We start from the raw sequence: 18,898 nt of genomic DNA, 5'->3' as shown, positions 1-18,898 counted from the left end.
TGCAAATGTGAATATTTCCTTCCGCGTCGCGAAAGGGGATTGGCACCTTTTGTTCAACCAAGGAGCTTGGAAACATGATTCGATACCTGCTAGCCGTCATAACCATGACAATCCTTTGCACATCAGCCCCCGTATCGGCGGCGCAACCGATCAAGATCGGAGCCATTGTTTCCGCCACCGGCCCCGCGTCTTTCCTCGGTGAGCCGGAACGCAACACGTTGATCATGCTGCAGGATCAGATCAATGCCCGGGGCGGACTACTGGGACGGCCTCTGGAAGTGATCATCTACGATGACGAAACCGAGGTGAACAAGGCTGTCGGCGCCGCGAACAGGCTCTTGAGCCGGGACCGGGTGGTGGCGGCCATTGGTGCGACCACCTCCGGCAACACCCTGGCCATTATGCCCAGATTCACCTCCGCCAAAATTCCCCTGGTTTCCATGGCCGCTGCGGAACGCATCGTCAAACCGATCAATCCGTGGGTATTTAAGACGCCCCAGTCTGATCGGCATGCGGTGATCAAGATTCTGGAACACGCCCGGGAGCGCGGCTTCAAGTCCATCGCGATCATTACGGTATCCGACGGTTTCGGCCAGGCGGGACGCGAGGTGCTGCAGGAACTGCTCCCGACCTATGGCATGACCCTGGTTGCGGACGAAATCTACGGCCCAAGGGATACGGACATGACGCCGCAACTGACCAAGATTCGCGGTCTTAATCCGGATGCAATCATCTGCTGGGGCACCAATCCGGGTCCGGCGGTCATTGCCCGCAACCGCGTCCAATTGGGCATGAACACTCCCCTGTACATGAGCCACGGCGTGGCCTCCAAGCGCTTTATCGAGCTTGCTGGCGAAGCCGCCGAAGGACTGATCCTCCCCGCCGGCCGTCTGACAGTTGCCGATCAACTGCCCGACGATCACCCCCAGAAAGCGCTGCTCCTGGAATACATTCGCGACTATGAAAAGCGGTTCAACACCGAAGTTTCCACCTTCGGCGGCTACGCCTACGATGCCCTGGCCCTGATTGCCGAAGCCATCACTCGGGCCGGGGAAGCCACGCCGCAGGCCATCCGGGACAACCTGGAAAACATCAGCGGATTCGTCGCCACGGGAGGCATTTTCAATCTTTCCCCTGAAGATCATAACGGCCTGGACGAGCGCGCCTTCGTGATGGTCAGGATCACGAACGGCGACTGGGAGCTTGTGGGCGAATAATGGAGCTGTCCAGTTTTCTGCAGTTCCTGGTGGCCGGCCTGACCGTGGGCAGCACCTACGGCCTGGCCGCCCTGGGTTTCACCATCATCTTCAACACCACGGGCATCATCAACTTCGCCCAGGGCGAATTTGTGATGCTTGGCGGAATCCTGTCCGTGATCTTTGTCCACTGGCTGGATCCCGGTCTTCCCGTGGCCGTGATCCTGGCCGTGTTCACCACCACCCTGGTCGGCCTGGTCATGGAACGTTTGACCATCCGCCCGGTCCAGCACGCTTCGGTGATCAATCTGATCATCGTGACCATCGGCGTATCCATTACCATTCGCGGTGTGATGATGCTGCTCTGGGGCAAGGACACCTACGTCTTGCCGGCATTCTCCGGCAATGTTCCGATCCCCTTCCTGGGAGCGACCATTGCCCCGCAAAGCCTGTGGATACTTGGCATCACCATGATGGTCCTGGCATCGATGCGCTACTTTTTCAGCCGCACCATTTTCGGCCGAGCCATGCTGGCCTGTTCCTTTGAACCCAAGGCGGCCAGGCTGATGGGCATCAGCGTGGAAAAGATGGTCATGGCCTCGTTCATGCTCTCGGCCTTTGTCGGCGCCGTGGGCGGAGCGATCCTCACGCCTTTGACCATGACCTCCTACGACGTGGGCGTGCTGCTGGGGCTGAAAGGCTTCGCCGCCTGCATTCTGGGTGGCCTGGGCAATCCTTTCGGAGCAGCGGCCGGGGGCCTGATCCTCGGCGTCCTGGAAGCCTTCGGCGCGGGCATGATCTCCTCGGCCTACAAGGACGCCATCGCCTTTGTGGTCATCCTGGCCATTCTCCTCTGGCGCCCCTCCGGCCTGTTCGGCGCACCCGATACGGAACGGGTGTAGGGAGAGGTGCGTTGTGCAGGAAAATGATGTTCGCTGGGTTCAACGCTTGGCCCATTTTCGCAAGGCGCTCATCCAGCTTGGCGAAGGCGTAGAACTGGCCCGGCAGCGACCTCTTTCCAGGCTGGAGGAACAGGGCTTGATCCAGGCCTTCGAATTCACGCACGAACTGGCCTGGAATACGCTGAAGGATTTCCTTGAAAGCCGCGGAACGGTTCGTATTTATGGCTCAAAAGACGCAACCCGTGAAGCATTCAAGCGAGGCCTGATCGAAAACGGCGAGATCTGGATGAAAATGATCAAAAGCCGTAACCTGTCCTCACACACGTACAGTGAATCCTTGGCCAAAAAAATTGCCGCTGAAATCACTGCGGAGTATTACCCCGAGTTTCTCCTGATGCAGCAAAGCTTGGATCACGTTCATCGGGATGACCGGCAATGATCTATGGACTGCAGCGTTCAACGGTTCAACAGATCAACAATATTCTTGCCCGCCACCCGAAAGTGCGCAAGGCGATGCTCTACGGCTCCCGGGCCAAGGGCACTCAGAAGACGGGGTCGGATATCGACCTGACGCTGATCGGAGACCTGGACCTGAAGGAACTCTACCTGATCATGGACGAGCTGGACGATCTGCTGCTTCCGTACAGCATCGATCTCTCCCTCTATCATGACATCGACGATCCGGACGTCGTCGAACATATCCAGAGGGTCGGGAAAGTCTTTTATGAACAGGACCCGCAATCAACCTTTGAAACCTGACTTCCGGCATCCATGACTTCCACCTTCCGTCAAATAGCCCCTGTGGCCGCTTTTTTCGTGCTGGTTCTGGCCACGCCGACAATTCTGTCCCATGACTATTACTATCTGAGCATCCTGACCATGGCCGGGATCATTGCCATCATCGTCATGGGGCTGAACCTGCTGCTGGGCTTTGCCGGACAGATCTCCCTGGGTCACGCGGCCCTGTTCGGGATTTCCGCCTACACCACGGCCATCCTCACGGGAACCCACGGCCTGCCCCTGGCGGTGGGCGTGCTTTCCGGCGTGGGGCTGACCGCCCTTGTGGCCCTGGTAGTAGGCATGCCCGTGCTCAAGCTCAAAGGATACTACCTGGCCATGGCCACGCTGGGCTTTGGGCTGATCGTGTACATACTTTTCAACGAAGCCATCGGCCTGACCGGAGGGCCTTCCGGTTTCGTGGGCATTCCGCACTTCCAGGTGGGTGGATTCGTCTTTGACTCGGAACTCTCCTTTTTCTTCCTGGTCTGGACCACGGTCACCCTGGTCCTGCTGATCTCCCTGAACCTGATCCACTCCCGCACCGGACGGGCTTTGATGGCCCTGCACGCCAGCGACAAGGCGGCCCAGTCCATGGGCATCAACGTGGCCCGCTACAAGTTGTTCGTCTTCGTCCTCTCCGCGGTCTACGCCGGCATCGCCGGGGTGCTGTACGCTCACTACCTCAGCTTCGTAGCCCCATCCTCCTTCGGGTTTCATTTCTCCGTGCAGCTGATCACCATGGTTGTTCTGGGCGGCATGGCCAGTCTCTGGGGGGGAATCGCCGGAACAGTCTTCCTGACGGTGATGCCCGAATTCCTGCGAGCCTATGAAAACATGGAAGTGATCATCTACGGACTAATCCTTATCCTGTGCATGATGTATCTGCCCCAGGGCATGGCCGGCGGAATGAAAGCACTGATCGCCCTGATCCGCGGGAGGTTCAACCGTGTCCGGTCATGACGTTCTGCTGCATTGCCAGGGGGTCCATGTCCGGTTCGGCGGGGTGATGGCCCTGACCGATGTGGACTTCCAGGTCCTGGAGGGTACCATCACGGCCCTGATCGGCCCCAACGGCGCGGGCAAAACCACCCTGCTGAACGTGGTCAGCGGCATGGTGCCCTGCTCCGAAGGCCGCGTCGAACTCCTGGGCCGGGACATGACCCGTGCACCGGCCTGGGAACGGTCCAGGGCCGGAGCTGTGCGCACCTTCCAGAACCTGGAGGTCTTCACCACCATGAACGTTCTGGAAAACGTGATGACCGGAGCGCACCGCGTTGTCCGCTACGGTCCGATCAGCGCTCTGCTCAAGACTCCCGCCTACTTTCGCGGGGAACATCGTTGCCGGGAGCTGGCCGAGGAAAAGCTGACCTTTGTCGGAATCGACTCGGACTGGAACCTGCCCGCCGGGGAACTGCCCTATGGGAAGCAGCGCCTGCTCGAACTGGCCCGAGCCCTGGCGGCCCAACCGCGGCTGCTGCTCCTGGATGAACCCGCCGCGGGCCTGAACACCACCGAAACACGCGCCCTGGCCGAACTGATCCGTCGCATCCGCGACGAGCTGGGCATCACCGTGGCTATCGTGGAACATGACATGGACCTGATCATGGGCGTCAGCAACGCCATCACCGTTCTCCACTTCGGCCAGGTCATCGCCTCGGGCACCCCCTCGGAAATACAGAAGAACCCCGAAGTCGTCGCGGCATATCTTGGCGAGGAGGCGTAATAATTCCATGCTCGTACTCAAAAATGTGGACGTCTTCTACGGCAGGGTCCATGCCGTGCGGCGGGTATCGCTGCACGTGAACCAGGGTGAGATCGTGGCCCTGATCGGCGGCAACGGCGCGGGCAAGACCACCCTGCTGACCACCATCTCCGGCCTCTTGCGGGCCAGGGGCGGCAGCCTCGGGTTCGAGGGCCGGGATATCACCAGGGAGCGTCCGGAACGAATTGTCAGCGCCGGCATTTCCCAGGTTCCGGAACGCCGCCTGGTCTTCAAGCCCATGACCGTGGCCGACAATCTTCTGCTCGGCGCCTACCATCGCTACAGCCTGAAAAACAAGACCCTGATTTCCAAGGACGTGGACCAAATTTATGAAATGTTTCCGGTCCTCGGCCAGCGCCGCGACCAGCCCGCCGGGAACCTGTCCGGCGGCGAACAGCAGATGCTGGCCATCGGGAGGGCCTTGATGGCCAAGCCCCGGATGCTGCTCCTGGATGAACCGGGCATGGGACTGGCCCCGGCCCTGTCGCAGATGATTTTCCGCCACGTGGCCGAATTGCGCGACGTATTTGGCCTGACCGTCCTGCTGGTGGAACAAAATGCTAAAAGCGCCCTGAAAATCGCGGATCGGGGTTATGTACTGGAAACAGGCCGGATCATCCTGCAGGGTCCGTCCGAGGAATTGCTGTTGAACCGGGACGTCCAGCGAGCCTACCTGGGGCGGGACGTGGGTGATGAGAGTTGAATTCAGAAGATAGGATTCAGAGGTCAGAAGTCTGAAGGCTGGCGCTGAAAAAAAATGGGGTCATGGCTGAGTGTCCCCTGATGCGATGTTCACTGTGATGTTTGGGGTGCGGGATATTGATGCGTGGAGGAGCGATGATGTTTGAAGCCGAATTTGAATCCATGGCCAAGGAGGAGTTGGAGCAGCTCCAGCTGGAACGCCTGCAGTCCACCCTGACCAGGGTATCCCGCAACGTTCCGTTTTACCGCAAGAAATTCGAAGAATTGGGGATCGATCCCTATGACTTCGAATCCCTGGCCGATGTCCGCAACCTGCCCCTGACCACACGCCAGGATTTGCGCGACAATGCTCCCTACGGGCTGTTCGCCGTACCCTTGCGCGAGGTGGTTCGACTGCAGACGTCTTCGGGTTTTTCCAACGGCACCACGGTCTTCGGGTACACCCAGAGCGACATCCGGAAGTGGTCGCGGCTCACGGCCCGCATTCTGGCCGCCGGCGGGGCCACAAAGGAAGACGTTGTTCATGTGGCCCACAATTACGGATTGTCCACCATGGCCTTCGGGATGCATTACGGCGCGGAGGCTCTGGGCGCCACCGTGGTGCCCGTTTCCAGCGGCAATGCCCGTCGTCAGGTCGGGATCATCCTCGATTACCGGGCCACGGCCCTGGCCTGCATTCCCAGCTATGCCCTGTTTCTGGCGGACGTCATGGACGAGATGGGCGTGAACCGTAACGCCCTGCCTCTGCGCTGGGGTCTGTTCAGCGGGGAAGCCTGGTCCGAGTCCACGCGGAAACGCATTCAGGACCGGCTGAATATCACGGCCACGGACAATTACGGCGTCAGCGAGGTCATGGGACCGGGAGTGGCCGGAGAGTGTCTCGAACGCCGGGGCATGCACATCCAGGAGGACCACTTTCTGGCCGAGATCATCGATCCAAAGACTCTGCACCCGGTGCCGCCCGGCACGATCGGCGAGCTGGTCCTGACCACGCTGACCAAGGAAGCCTTGCCCATGATCCGCTTCCGGACCGGAGACCTGACCCGGCTGATGCCGGAACCCTGCCCTTGCGGCCGCACATTCCTGCGCATGGACCGCATCCAGGGCCGTAGCGACGACATGCTGATCATCCAGGGGATCAATGTCTATCCGGAACGAATCAAGGCCATTCTCGCCGAAACCCATCATGTCGAGCCCAACTACCTGCTCGTGGTGGACCGTCACGGTGGCCTGGACCGAACCATGCTTCTGGTGGAGGCGGACATGGTGGAGCCGGACCAGATCAAGACCCAGCAACGCTTCATCGACCTGACCCGTCAGCAACTGGCCATGGAGTTGGGGCTGGTATTCGAGGTCAAGCTCGTGGAACGCCAGACCATCGCCGAACTGGAAACCGGCAAGAGCCGTGTGGTGGACCGCAGGCAGCCGTAAGGGTGAGTGACACGCCGAGGCCGGGGGCTTGGCCCCCGTTTATTTGCCTCGGCAATGTCGAAAGCCGTGCCGACTCTTCCATCAGTTCGCCTTGGGCCATCAGCTTTTCGTGCCCATGACCACATAGACCGGGTCGCTGGTGCTCGTGGTGTTGATGTGCGGATCATCTTCGGGCCGCCACCAGTTCCGGATGCTGACGGTCTGGAGGTCCTGAAAGGCCTGGGTGCCAAGAAAATAATCCAAGACGAGGCCCATTCGTTCAAATTCATGCAGGTCCATCCACATGGACATGGCCTTGTCCGGAAACCAGCGATTTGAGAAACCCACAAGCAGTTTCCCGCCGGGTCGAAGCACCCGAGCGCACTCGTTCAGCACCTCTTGGGGGCGGACCAGATATTCAATGGACAGGCTGCAGACAACGGCATCGAAACTTCCGTCCGCAAAGGGCAGGACCGGGTCCGCGTTCAGGTCGTGGACGAGCTGCTCTGCAAGCCGGGGATTGGCACTCATCTCCGCGGCGTTCATCCCGAGGCCGGTCACGTGCAGGGCTGGATTGTCAGGCATATGGGACTGCATGCTGCTCATCAAGTCCAGAACCTTGGCCTGCTCCGGAAGCGCATCAGCATAGAGTCCTTTCAGAAATTCGCTGGCCTGGCTGTCCAGGTGGCCGACCATTCGTGGCTCCCTGTAAAAACGGCCGTCGTCGGTTTCGTCCTTGCGGCGCATGCCGTCCGGTATGCCGAACTGCGTCGGCTGGCTCTGATGTCTGGCCTGCATGCCAGGACCGTTATCCGCCCACTCTTCCATCCAACAGGTCAGGCGACCGCCTGTTTCGGTCACCTTGTCCGCCACGTCCAGGATCTTGGCTTGCACTGACAGGTTGTATCGGGCCAGGGGATGATTCAGGTCAACGGTCATGGTTGCGTCATCCAGATCGATGATCCGGCCGGGCAGGCAATTCTGAGGAAATACTCCGGGCAAACTTCCCAGCATGCCCTTCGGATAATGGCGGCCTTTCAGCGGAGAAATCACGCGGCCGCGGATCTCTTGACGCGCAAACTGGGAGCGGGGTACCCGGTGAACAAGCTTCGGATCATAGCCGGGAACGGCTTCCCCGGCTCCGTACTCCAGGCGGACTATGCCGCCAGTTTCCCTGTTCAGCAAAGCCTCTCGCATCCGCGGCGGAAAGATGTCCCGCCACAGATTGATGCGCCTGGACAAATACCGCTCCCTATGCCTGGCCTCCCGACTCTGCCACGCCAGTTCCATATCCAACGAAATCAAACTCTGTTCATGAATTCTTGCCACTTTCTCCTTCTTTGCTCACCCGTGCATTGGGTTCAAAGGTTGCATCGTGACGAGCACGATGATCACAAAGCCACATTGGCTGATTCTCATGGAAGTTCATGAATAGGTCTTTTTTCTCTCGTGACAAGGTGACGTCATTAAAAACAGGTGCAGGCCCCAAGGGCGGGATGACAGTTCAACGTCCCGAGAGAGTCGGCAAAATTAGGGATGTCGAATCTCAGGTAAGTCGTTGTATCGTTTTTTGTTATGGAAACTGCTTCTGAGCATCTCGAGAATGGTCCTGAAGTCGGAGCCGAATACAGGTCGTGGGATGTGGCGACCGATGCCAGGCTCGGCGGTGACCTGTCCATCCCGGAACACTTCCTTCCCGGCGAGGTAGGTCGCCACGGGAGCACCCCGGAAGGTCATGCCTTCGAAGACGCTGAAATCCACGGCATGATGATGGTTCCGGGCGCTGACCGTGTATAAGGCGTCAGGGTCCCAAAGAACGATGTCCGCGTCGGCTCCCGGCCGGATACACCCCTTGCGCGGATAGATATTGAAGATGCGGGCCGCATTGGCGGAGGTCACGGCCACGAACTGCTCCGGGGTCAGGCGGCCGCCGGCCACCCCGCCGTCCCAGACCACCCGCATCCGGTCTTCCAGCCCCGGTGTTCCGTTGAGCAGTCTGCTGAAGTCCGTCAGAGCGTCCGCCCGCTGGGCATCCGTGAAGGAGCAGTTGTCGCTGGCCACGACCTGGATGCTGCCGGTGGCCAGCCCTTCCCACAGAGCAGCCCGGTCCCGGGCCGACCGGAAAGGCGGACTCATGACGAAGCGCGCCGCCTGAGCCGGATCTTCCTGTTCATAGACCGCCTCGTCCACGGCCAGATGACCGCCCAGACATTCCGCAAACACGGGCAGCCCTCGATTTCTGGCCGCCACAACAGCATCCAGAGCCTGGGAACAGGAAAGATGCACGACATACAGCGGCACGTTGGCCGCCTCGGCCAGGGCAATGGCCCGCTGCGTCGCCTCGGCCTCTCCGTAGGCCGGGTGGCACAGGGGATGTGCCCTGGGGTGGTTCATCCCCCTGGCCAGAAGCCTGCGTTGCAAAAAAGGGATGATTTCGGCATTTTCCGCATGCACGGTGCAGAGGCAGCCCAGTTCCGCGGCCCGGACAAAACTGTCCAGCATCCGCTCCGGGTCGAGCATCACCGTGCCCTTGTAGGCCATGTAGTGCTTGAAGGAATTGACTCCGCGCTCCCGGGTCAGGACACCCATTTCCTGGGCCACGCTCTCGTCAAACCAGGTCACGGCCATGTGAAACGAGTAGTCGCAGGTAGCAGACCGGGCAAAGCCCATCCAGCGGTTATGCGCCTCCAGAAAGGACTGGCCCTGGCGGGGAATGACGAAATCGACGACCATGGTGGTTCCGCCGGCCAGGGCAGCCCGTCCGCCCTGCTCAAAATTATCGGCCGTACGAGTCCCGGCAATAGGCATGTCCAGATGGGTATGCGGATCAATGCCCCCGGGCAGGGCCAGCACCCCTCCGGCATCGACCACTTTGGTTTCCGGCAAAACGTCAAGATCTGGTCCCACGGCAGCAATTTTACCGTTGCGGATGTAAATGTCAGCCAGTGCTGAGCAATCCGCGTTGACCACGGTTGCTCCACGGATCAACAGACTCATTTGCGGCTCCAATGCGTTTGCGAACAAGGAATATGGCAACGACTGCTGCTGGAATCAAAAATGGCGGAGATAAAAATCAAGATTGCCGGGGTCATCCTGGCGGCCGGGGCTGGACGGCGCATGGGCGGCGCGGAGGGAACCAAGCTGCTTTTGCCGTTCAGAGACGTGCCCCTGCTCTCCCACGTAGTCCGCAAGGCCCTGGTGGTCTGCGATCCGGTTCTGGCGGTGGTGGGCTGCAACGCACGACAGGTCACGTCGACACTGAACGGAATCAATGCGCGCCTGCGAATCGTCCACGCCCACGACTGGCATGAAGGGCAGTCCAGGAGTTTGCGGGCCGGACTGGCCGCTCTTGAACCTGACGTAGCCGGGGTTCTTGTTTTCCTGGGGGATCAGCCTTTGATTCGCAGCAATACTTCGGCAGCACTGGCCGCGATGTTCCGCAATCATCCTGATAGCTTTATCGCCCCATGTCATGAAGGAAAGCGAGGCAATCCCGTCTGCATTCCCCGAACCTGGTTTTCGCGGGTCATGAACCTGCAGGGCGATACGGGAGCACGTTGCGTCCTGAACCATCCTGACGCGATGTTGCGGCTGGTGCAGGTAGACGATCCCGGCGTGCTCCGAGACATCGATTCGCCTGAAGACTACAACGCTCTCCGCGACATCTGAAGTCTTCCGTCACTGCTCCGTCAGCCGGATCACCTCAACCACCGAATCCAGCTTGCTGATCTTTTCGATCACGCCGTACAGGTGGGCGGAGTCCCGAACCTCTACGTAAAACAGCATCTCCGTTTTGCCGTCCGGTCTGGAGCTGAATGATCCGGAATCGATATTCATGGCTTCCTTGGCCATGAGCATGCTGATTTCTCCGAGTACGCCGGGAGCGTTCCGGCAGATGATCCGTATCTTTGCCGGGAAGGATTTCGCCGGCTCACCTTCCCAGAAGACGTCCAGCATCCGTTCCGGTTCCAGGTAGGCAACGTTTGGACAATCAACCGTATGCACGATGGCTCCGCGACCCCGGCTGATGAACCCGACAATCGGATCCCCTGGCAGAGGGTTGCAGCACTTGGCAAACTGGACCAGGACATCATCCACACCCTTGATGCTGATCCCCCTGGACTTGATCGACTTGGACGGCTCGTGAGCCGGAACAGTCGCCTCGCTCCGCACCTCGGGAGTTTGCTGCTCAGCAGGCAGCATCCGGTGCAACACCTGCCTGGGCGTCAGTCGGGCATAGCCCACGGCGGTCAAGAGATCCTCGCGGGTTTTGAAGGACAATTCCTCCACTACCTTGTCGAATCGTCCGTCCTTCAGGGCCTTGGCCATGTTCACGCCGACCTTGCGCCCTTCCTTTTCCAGAATCTCCCGGGCAAAGGCAATGCTTCTGTCCCGCTCCTCCGTCCGGACCCAGTGCTTGATCCTGGCTTTGGCCTTGGCCGTCTTGACGAACTTCAGCCAGTCCTTGCTGGGATGGCGCCCAAGGTCGGTGATGATCTCCACCGTGTCGCCGTTGTGCAGCGGAGTGGATAACGGCACCAGCCGACCGTTGACCCGGGCCCCGTTACAGTGGTTGCCCACTTCGGTATGCACCAGATAGGCGAAATCCACGGGCGTGGCGCCTTCGGGCAATTCTTTCACATCGCCTCGGGGCGTGAAGACGTACACCTCGTCCTGAAAAAGGTCGATGCGCAAAGAGGCCATGAATTCGCGGGGATTATCGAGATCCTGCTGCCAATCCAGAATCTGGCGTAGCCAGGAAAAGCGGTCCGCATCCCGGTCCTTGCTCTTGCTCCCCTCCTTGTATTGCCAGTGAGCGGCAACCCCGTACTCCGCAAGACGGTTCATGTCTTCGGTGCGGATTTGTATCTCGATGCGTTCTCCATCCGGCCCGAAGACGGTTGTATGCAGGCTCTGATACATGTTCTTCTTGGGCATGGAGATGTAGTCCTTGAATCGACCGGGTACCGGCTTCCACAAGGAATGGACAAGTCCCAGGACGGCATAACAGTCCTTGATGGATCCCACGATGGTCCGGAACGCGATCAGGTCATACACCTGATCCAGGTTCAGGCCCTGCTGAAGCATCTTGTGGTAGATGCTGTAAATATGCTTGATTCTCCCCTTGACCCGGCCGGATATCTTGTTGGTCCGCAACAATTCCTCAATCATGGAGTGAACTTTGCTGATATATTCCTGCCCCACGCTTTGATGTTGCTGGACGCCGTTGGCAATTTGCTGATAGATGTCGGGTTTCAGATACCGTAAGCTGAGATCTTCCAGCTGAACCTTGACCCGGTACAGTCCCAGCCTGTTGGCCAATGGCGCGTAAATGTCCAGGGTTTCCTTGGCGATCAGTCGCTGCTTGATGTTCTTCTGAAACTCCAGGGTGCGCATGTTGTGCAGTCGATCCGCCAACTTGACCATTAGGACCCGGATGTCGTCGGCCATGGCCAGGATCATTTTCCGGATATTCTCGGCCTGGGCTTCCTCCTTGGAATGAAAGCTCATCTTGCTGATCTTGGTGGTTCCGGCGACGATTTTCGCCACGTCGTCCCCGAATTCCGTGGCTATTTCCTTCACCGTGACCTTGGTGTCCTCCACGGTGTCATGGAGCAGGCCGGCGGCAATGGAAGCCCTGTCCAGCTTCATTTCAGCAAGAGAGTTGGCGACTTCAAGAGGATGGAAAAGGTACGGCTCGCCGGAGAGGCGCGTCTGCCCGGCATGCGCCGCGGCGGAAAAAACATACGCCTTCTGAATCACGTTCATGTCCTCTTCGGACATGTAGCCGGACACTTTGTCCAGTATTTCATGGATGCGAATCATTGTATTGCCTGTTGTAGCTATTCAGCAAAATTGGGAAAAAAATCTGGATACCAGCTTTCGCCGGTATGACTGAAAATGAATCTTTCGGTAAATCATTCCGGCGAAAGCCGGAATCTATAGCTAACGACAGACCAAACAGGATGTGCTGAATAGTTACTGCCTGTAACAAACGAAAACCTACGAAACAGTATTGCACCAACTCCGATCAGTTGCTCCGAGAAAAGAGTAACGCACCATCAGCTTTGCAAAAATTCTTATGCCTCTTGCGAGAATCCGAGGATTTGATTAAATGGACCAATTCTCGAATCAGAGCCTTGATCGACTGATTACGGCATGATCGAAATTTTACAAGGAACATCAAGGTTATGACGGATTCCACAACAAAAATGAACCGAGACGAAGAAATTGAAGTCAGCCAGGCTTTGCAGCGCTTCATACAGGAGAATATTCCGGATTACATCGCTTCCGGCGCACAATCACTCATCTCGGAAGACGGCTCCCGCAAGATTTCCTTGAAAAAACTGGACGACCACTGGGACATATCCGGCCAGTTCCAGACGGACGATTTTCAAATCTACAATGCCGAACTCGGGATCAACCTCAAGAATCCCACCATGAATTATTTCTGCAACTGTCCGGACTCCTTCTCCGGCGTTTGCCGGCATGTCGCCGCCACGGCACTCCATCTTCTATCCTCATTGCAAAGCGACAATCAAGAGGACATGCCCAAGCCGAGAACCGAATGGCGCAAGACGTTCCGCCAATTCTTCGCCATGGACGTGGAGCCGGAACCGGGAAAACAATACTTCATCATGCAGTTCTTTCCCGAGCCCAAACGGCTGCAGGTGGCCTTTTTCCGAGCCCGACAGAACAAATCCGGCATTTCCCAGGTCATGGTCCCGGTCACTCTGGAACAGTTGATTCGCAACCCTGAATGGGCCGATCTCTCGCCGGAACTGCCGCAGATCGCGGAGCAGGTCGGACAGCACCTGGAATACTACGGACACCGTGTCGACATCCCTCAAGGCCTTTTGACATGGTTTCTCTGGGGGGTCAAAAATGAATACTATTTACGCTGGGAAGACACGGAACAGCCGGTACGCGTAGAGAGCAAGACCCTGCGCCTGCAGGTCCGGCCGAAGCTCTCCGAGGATGGTCTCAATTTCGATCTGCTACTCGGCCGGGAAGGAAAAACCCCCTTCTCCATCTCCGGCCAGGAACTCTACTTTTACGGTCAGTTCCCGCTCTGGGTTTGCTGGCGGCAGCAGTTTCTCCCCGTACAGACCGGGCTTGACCCCCAACTCGTCCAGGACCTGGTGGAGCAGCTCCCCATCGTCCCCCACGGCGACATCGCCGAGTTTTTGGACCGGGTCTGGACCAAGATCCCCTCGTCCGATCTGATTGATCAGGAAGATTTTCTGGAGCGGATGCAGCCGATTTTCGTTCCGGCAACCTACGATCCCAAACTGTTCATGGACGAGGAAGGCAGTTTCCTGACGCTGCAGATCCAGAACACCTACGTTACGGAACACGGCGAAGTCACCCTGGATGCGCCGAATCCGGATCTGCAGACCGGCAGCTACCAGGTTGGAGGCAAAGCCTACCTGTTGCGCCGGGACCAGGAGAAGGAAACAAAGCTGATCAACAAGCTGTCCACCATGAACTTCCAGGCCAGAAGCCCGGAAATTTGGTTCCTGGAGCCGGAAGACGCCATTACCTTTCTCCTGGATGCCTATCCGGAAATGATTCAGGAATATCGCATGTTCGGAGAACAGGGACTGAAGCGCTACAAGGTCCGCCTGGCCAATCCCGAAGTGATCGCGATTCTGGAAACCAAGGAAGAAAAAGCCGAGGACAAATGGTTCAACCTGGACATCTCCGTGGACTATGACGGCGAGCGGGTTCCCATCGACAAGATCTGGAAAGCTTGGACCCAGGGAAAACGCTATGTTCAGCTCAAGGACGGGTCGTACACCAGGCTTCCGGAATCATGGCTGAAGACCCTGGGGCATCGTTTGGAAACCCTGGGGATCGATCCGGACAAGCCCATCAAGCACAAGTTCAAGCAGTTCGAAGCTCCGGTCCTGGACAAGATTCTGGAAGATCTTCCGGAAACCACCACGGACGGATTTTGGCAGGAACTCCGGGTCAAGCTGCAGGATTTTGAAAGCATTGAGCAGATCAGCGTACCCAAGGACCTGCAAGCGGACCTGCGGCCCTACCAGATCCAGGGGCTGAGCTACCTCAACTTTCTTCGCAAGTACGGCTTCGGCGGCATTCTCGCGGACGAGATGGGTCTGGGCAAGACCGTGCAGACCCTGGCCTTCATCCAGCATATGATCAACAACAAGCACGAGGGGCCGAACCTGATCGTCGTTCCCACGTCCGTCCTGCCTAACTGGGACCGGGAAGCGCAGAAATTCCTGCCCAAGCTGCGGCGACTGCTGATCTACGGCATCAACCGCGAACCGCTGTTCAAGCAGATTGAAAAATCGGATCTGGTCATCACCACGTATGCTCTGCTCCGCCGCGACATGGACGAGCTGATGAAGTACGAGTTCAACAGCATCATCCTGGACGAGGCCCAGAACATCAAGAACCCCAACACCATCACCGCCAGATCGGTTCGGCGGCTCAATGCCCGCTTCCGGCTCTGCCTCTCCGGCACGCCCATTGAGAACAACCTGCTGGAACTCTGGTCATTGTTCGAATTCCTGATGCCGGGCTTTCTCGGCTCACAGCATTCCTTCCACAGCGGGTTCGTCCGGCCCATCCGCGACGGGGATGAAGAATCCCTGGAACAGCTCAAGCTGCGGGTCAAACCTTTCATTCTCCGCCGCAAAAAGGCCGACGTGGCCAAGGATCTGCCGCCCAAGGTGGAGAACGTCTACTACTGCGCCCTGGAAGACGAGCAGATGGAGCTGTATACGGCCGTGGCCAGAAAGCTCAAGGACCAGGTCCTGAAGAACATCGACGAACAGGGCATGGCCAAGAGCCAGATGTCCATTCTCGACGCCCTGCTCAAGCTGCGCCAGATCTGCTGCCACCCCAAACTGTTGCGGTTGGACATGCCCGGTGTGAGCACGAACATTTCTTCGGGCAAATTCGAGGCGTTCAAGGATCTGACCACCGGGATCGTCGAGGACGGCCACAAGGTGCTGGTTTTCTCCCAGTTCGTACAGATGCTGCACATCATCCGCGGCTGGCTGCAAACCACCGACATTCCCTTCACCTATCTGGACGGCTCCAGCAAGGACCGCTTCGAGCAGGTGGACAGATTCAACAACGACGATTCAATCCGCCTCTTCCTGATTTCCCTCAAAGCCGGCGGCACCGGACTGAACCTGACTTCAGCGGACTACGTCATCCACTACGACCCCTGGTGGAACCCGGCCGTGGAAAGCCAGGCCATCGACCGGACGCACCGCATCGGCCAGACCAAACAGGTCTTTGCCTATAAGATGATCTGCGAGAACACCGTGGAGGAGAAGATTCTCAAGCTGCAGGATCAAAAACGCAATGTGGCCGAATCCATCATCCCCGGCCAGGACGTCTGGAAAAACATCACCCGCAACGATCTCGAAATGCTGCTGGATGTGTAAATAAAGCCAGGAGGCTTCAACCTAAGATTACAAACAAACAAGGCCGGGAGGTAAAACCTCCCGGCCTCTTTTTGGTCGCGGCAATGGCCGGGTCATCTTCGTGCTTCAGAAAAACAATCGAAACGGTATCAAACGCTTTTCCAGCAGATAATTCAGGATCGGATCGCGGCCCTGCAAGGTTACCCGCCTTGTCGGCGTTTCCTGGACGATCAGCAGCGGCACTCCGCGGTATCCGCTGTTGCGCAGAAAAGCACCGCCATTATTGGCGGCCGCGACTGCTTGAGGCTGGATTTCCATGTCCGATGCCGGTTCACGCTCCACGTCCAGGATAGCCTGAAAGGGATTCGTCGCAACAAGGGGGTGGTCCAGGAATGCGGCCAGCTTGCGCTGGTCCGCCGGCTGGGTGTCCAGGGGTACCAGATGCCACTCTCCCCCCTGGGGCGGATGTGCGGCCAGGCTGCTCAGGACATGGGTGCAAAACGGGCAGTGCAAACTGAAAAAATAATACAGCTGCGGACCGGGCTGCTCTGATGCACGCCAGGACGTCAGCACGGTTTCCCGCAGGTCAGGGGTCTTTTCCGGGAAGACGAACATAGCCTGGGAGGCGAAAGCCGCGCTCCACACGGCAACGCCCATGACAACTGCTGCCAAAGATCGTCGCATCCATCCGTAGGCGAAAAGAATCAGGAACAGGGCGAGGCCCACCGCATAGCAGAGAATACAGGTTTCCTTGATTCCGAAGTGTTGAAACCCGAGAATTCCTCCGTCAAAGGCCAGGCCGGCGGTCAGCACGACCGCCACGAGCATCCACAGCCAGCCCTTGTCCAATCGCCTGCTCAAGAACAGCAGTCCGGCCAGCACCCAGAAGAAAGCCGCGCCCATGCCGATAAAGGCGATCTCGCCATATTTGACATAGGTGCCGACCACGGCACATCCGGCGGTGGGGCAAAGCCCCTGATAACCTGCCTGTTGCAGCCAGTATTCAAGGCTCAGCAGCAAGGCTGCCGCCGTGGCCAAAACCAAGGGCAGATAGGAACGAATAAGCGATTTACGCTCTTCCGTATTTTCAGACACATTTATTTTACGTTCTCGCTTCATGAAGCTCTCCGATGAAAAAAAATGCCACCTTCAGCCCCGAGCGCATCCCTCGGCGGACAGACCTAAGCCGGAACCGGCACAGGGCGCGTAAAGAGTTGGTTTACAGATTTGGAACGGGCACGCTGGTCAGCAGGTATTTCAGGTCTTCATCCGTGAAGTGAAACCCCAGACCGGCATAGAAGGAGCGCCGGTCGCTGCGGGCGAAGTCGTCCATGCCCAGGCTGGCGTAGAAATTGCGCAGGAAATAGAGCTTGGCGCCGGCCTTGAGGTGCGGGTTGTCGTCCTTGTTAAAATCATAGGCTTCAAAGAGCAGTTGCAGGCGATCGTCCCAGAGATAATAGTCCACTCCGACCCCACCAGTGCTTTCGATCAGTCCTCCGCGCAGAACCAGATTGTCCCAGCGCTTGGCCAGCTGGGCGGAGAAGGTGATCTTGCTTTGGTAGTATCTGTCCTCAATTTCCCGGATCACCGTTCTTTCGCCGTTTACCCAGCGTTCGGTGAGGGTTTCCTTCTTCTCTCTCCTGCCTTGGGGGCTGTCCACCACGGACAGCAAATAATACTTGTCCTCAGCCGGTTGCAGCCGCAAGGTCAGCGCGGATCTGGTTTCGCCGTGGCGTGCCAGGTACTCGCTGGTGAAATCCACCGAGGTTTGGAACTGATCCTGCTTGGCCAGAAACCTGTTGATTCCCTCCAGAGCCCGGTCCAATTCCTGGGCTGTCGTATCTTCGTTGATCAGCTTGCCCAGGGTGCCCTGACCTTCATCAATCTTCCGGGAAATGCTTTCCAGGGAGGCCATCGTCTCCTGCAGATCCTGGCCCATCTCCGGATCACTGATCATTTTGGCCAGGGGGCCTTCCCCGGTTTCGAGGCGAGCGAGCACGTCGCCCGCCTGTTGCAGGGTGGTTTGCAGCTGTCCGGAGGCTGTCTCCAGGTTGGCCACGATGCGGTCGATGCCTTCCTTGTTCGTCCCGGCGATATCCCGCAGATCAGCTGAAAAGTCCCGGAAATTGCGCACGATGAAGTCAACGCTTTCCGCATTGGCCTGCACCATGGCATTTAGTCCCATGGCCGCGTCACGAAGACTTTCAAAGGCCAAACGCAAATCCTGCTCGCCCTGGGGGCCGCCGAAAACATTGGCGGCGCTGCGGGAAACGACGCGGATGTCGTCGGCTATGTCGCCCACCTTGGTGAACATCTGATCCATATCTGCCGGCGTAGCCCCCCTGGTAATGCGCCCCCCGTCCTCGACCATGGGAAACGGCTCGCCGCCAGGTTGTATCTCCACGAACTTGTCCCCAAGCACGCCGCGGGTGCGGATCGTGGCCACTGCGTCGGAATGCAGCCGCACATGCGACCGCAACTGCAGAGTCACCCTGGCCTGATGGCCGTCCAGGGTGATGGTCTCCACCAAGCCAATGTCGATGCCCGCGATCTCCACGGGAGAATTGGTCCGCAATCCGGATACGTTCTCGAAAAGGACATCCACCTCGTATGTGTCGCCCGGCAGAAAGACTCCCGTTCCGACCCGTAACGTCATGTAGGCAAGGGCCGCGCATGCGATCAGGACAAAAACGCCAACTTTGATTTCAGCTCCGGATGTCACGCTTTCTCCATGTACTT

Annotated in this window: 15 protein-coding genes; 10 read left to right on the top strand and 5 right to left on the bottom strand. The window is 58.3% G+C overall.

Annotated features, from left to right (window positions below; genetic code table 11):
* The first annotated feature begins 77 nt into the window (after window positions 1-77).
* From BLP93_RS14455 to BLP93_RS14420, 8 genes are all read left to right on the top strand, one after another.
* A complete protein-coding gene (locus tag BLP93_RS14455) occupies window positions 78-1,217 on the top strand; it encodes an ABC transporter substrate-binding protein (protein WP_161946355.1) in 1,140 nt (379 codons plus the stop codon).
* The gene (locus BLP93_RS14450; RefSeq protein ID WP_092123247.1) at window positions 1,217-2,098 is read left to right on the top strand and encodes a branched-chain amino acid ABC transporter permease; all 882 of its coding nucleotides are present in this window, start codon (window positions 1,217-1,219) and stop codon (window positions 2,096-2,098) included. Before BLP93_RS14455 ends, BLP93_RS14450 begins: the two co-directional genes overlap by 1 nt.
* A 13-nt stretch (window positions 2,099-2,111) precedes the next feature.
* Window positions 2,112-2,537 (top strand): nucleotidyltransferase substrate binding protein, encoded by a 426-nt coding sequence (locus BLP93_RS14445; protein ID WP_092123245.1) that lies wholly within the window; start codon window positions 2,112-2,114, stop codon window positions 2,535-2,537.
* Entirely contained in the window at window positions 2,534-2,857 is a 324-nt protein-coding gene (locus BLP93_RS14440) for a nucleotidyltransferase domain-containing protein (RefSeq protein ID WP_092123243.1), read from the top strand. The genes BLP93_RS14445 and BLP93_RS14440 overlap by 4 nt, the downstream gene beginning before the upstream one ends.
* Window positions 2,858-2,869: 12 nt before the next feature.
* Window positions 2,870-3,838 carry a branched-chain amino acid ABC transporter permease gene (locus BLP93_RS14435; RefSeq protein WP_092123241.1) on the top strand — a complete coding sequence of 323 codons (969 nt, stop codon included), beginning with the start codon at window positions 2,870-2,872 and terminating at the stop codon, window positions 3,836-3,838.
* A complete protein-coding gene (locus BLP93_RS14430) occupies window positions 3,825-4,601 on the top strand; it encodes an ABC transporter ATP-binding protein (protein WP_341844806.1) in 777 nt (258 codons plus the stop codon). The genes BLP93_RS14435 and BLP93_RS14430 overlap by 14 nt, the downstream gene beginning before the upstream one ends.
* Before the next feature lie 7 nt (window positions 4,602-4,608).
* Window positions 4,609-5,343 (top strand): ABC transporter ATP-binding protein, encoded by a 735-nt coding sequence (locus tag BLP93_RS14425; RefSeq protein ID WP_092123239.1) that lies wholly within the window; start codon window positions 4,609-4,611, stop codon window positions 5,341-5,343.
* A gap of 134 nt (window positions 5,344-5,477) precedes the next feature.
* Window positions 5,478-6,773, top strand: coding sequence for a phenylacetate--CoA ligase family protein (locus BLP93_RS14420; RefSeq protein ID WP_092123237.1), 1,296 nt, complete (start codon window positions 5,478-5,480; stop codon window positions 6,771-6,773).
* Window positions 6,774-6,872: 99 nt separating this feature from the next.
* Here the strand turns inward: BLP93_RS14420 and BLP93_RS14415 are convergent, their stop codons facing one another.
* Window positions 6,873-8,081 carry a methyltransferase domain-containing protein gene (locus tag BLP93_RS14415; RefSeq protein ID WP_092123235.1) on the bottom strand — a complete coding sequence of 403 codons (1,209 nt, stop codon included), beginning with the start codon at window positions 8,079-8,081 and terminating at the stop codon, window positions 6,873-6,875.
* 201 nt (window positions 8,082-8,282) lie between these two features.
* Window positions 8,283-9,749, bottom strand: a complete 1,467-nt coding sequence (hydA, locus tag BLP93_RS14410; protein WP_092123233.1) for a dihydropyrimidinase — start codon at window positions 9,747-9,749, stop codon at window positions 8,283-8,285.
* A 60-nt stretch (window positions 9,750-9,809) separates the two neighbouring features.
* On the opposite strand from hydA, the gene BLP93_RS14405 reads away from it, so the two are divergent.
* A complete protein-coding gene (locus BLP93_RS14405) occupies window positions 9,810-10,421 on the top strand; it encodes a nucleotidyltransferase family protein (protein ID WP_092123231.1) in 612 nt (203 codons plus the stop codon).
* 9 nt (window positions 10,422-10,430) lie between these two features.
* Here BLP93_RS14405 and BLP93_RS14400 read toward each other — a convergent pair whose 3' ends face one another.
* Window positions 10,431-12,578 carry a RelA/SpoT family protein gene (locus BLP93_RS14400; RefSeq protein WP_092123230.1) on the bottom strand — a complete coding sequence of 716 codons (2,148 nt, stop codon included), beginning with the start codon at window positions 12,576-12,578 and terminating at the stop codon, window positions 10,431-10,433.
* Between the two features lie 386 nt (window positions 12,579-12,964).
* Between BLP93_RS14400 and BLP93_RS14395 the strand changes: the two genes are divergently transcribed.
* A complete protein-coding gene (locus BLP93_RS14395) occupies window positions 12,965-16,180 on the top strand; it encodes a DEAD/DEAH box helicase (RefSeq protein WP_092123319.1) in 3,216 nt (1,071 codons plus the stop codon).
* Window positions 16,181-16,285: 105 nt separating this feature from the next.
* Here the strand turns inward: BLP93_RS14395 and BLP93_RS14390 are convergent, their stop codons facing one another.
* Both BLP93_RS14390 and BLP93_RS14385 read right to left on the bottom strand, forming a co-directional pair.
* The gene (locus BLP93_RS14390; protein WP_092123228.1) at window positions 16,286-17,278 is read right to left on the bottom strand and encodes a hypothetical protein; all 993 of its coding nucleotides are present in this window, start codon (window positions 17,276-17,278) and stop codon (window positions 16,286-16,288) included.
* 100 nt (window positions 17,279-17,378) lie between these two features.
* Window positions 17,379-18,881 (bottom strand): MlaD family protein, encoded by a 1,503-nt coding sequence (locus tag BLP93_RS14385; RefSeq protein WP_244148772.1) that lies wholly within the window; start codon window positions 18,879-18,881, stop codon window positions 17,379-17,381.
* Window positions 18,882-18,898: the final 17 nt, after the last annotated feature.

This window comes from Desulfonatronum thiosulfatophilum, from assembly GCF_900104215.1.
Lineage (GTDB): Bacteria > Desulfobacterota > Desulfovibrionia > Desulfovibrionales > Desulfonatronaceae > Desulfonatronum > Desulfonatronum thiosulfatophilum.
Note: the sequence above shows the minus strand (reverse complement) of the source record. Positions and strands in the feature narration are given on the sequence as shown.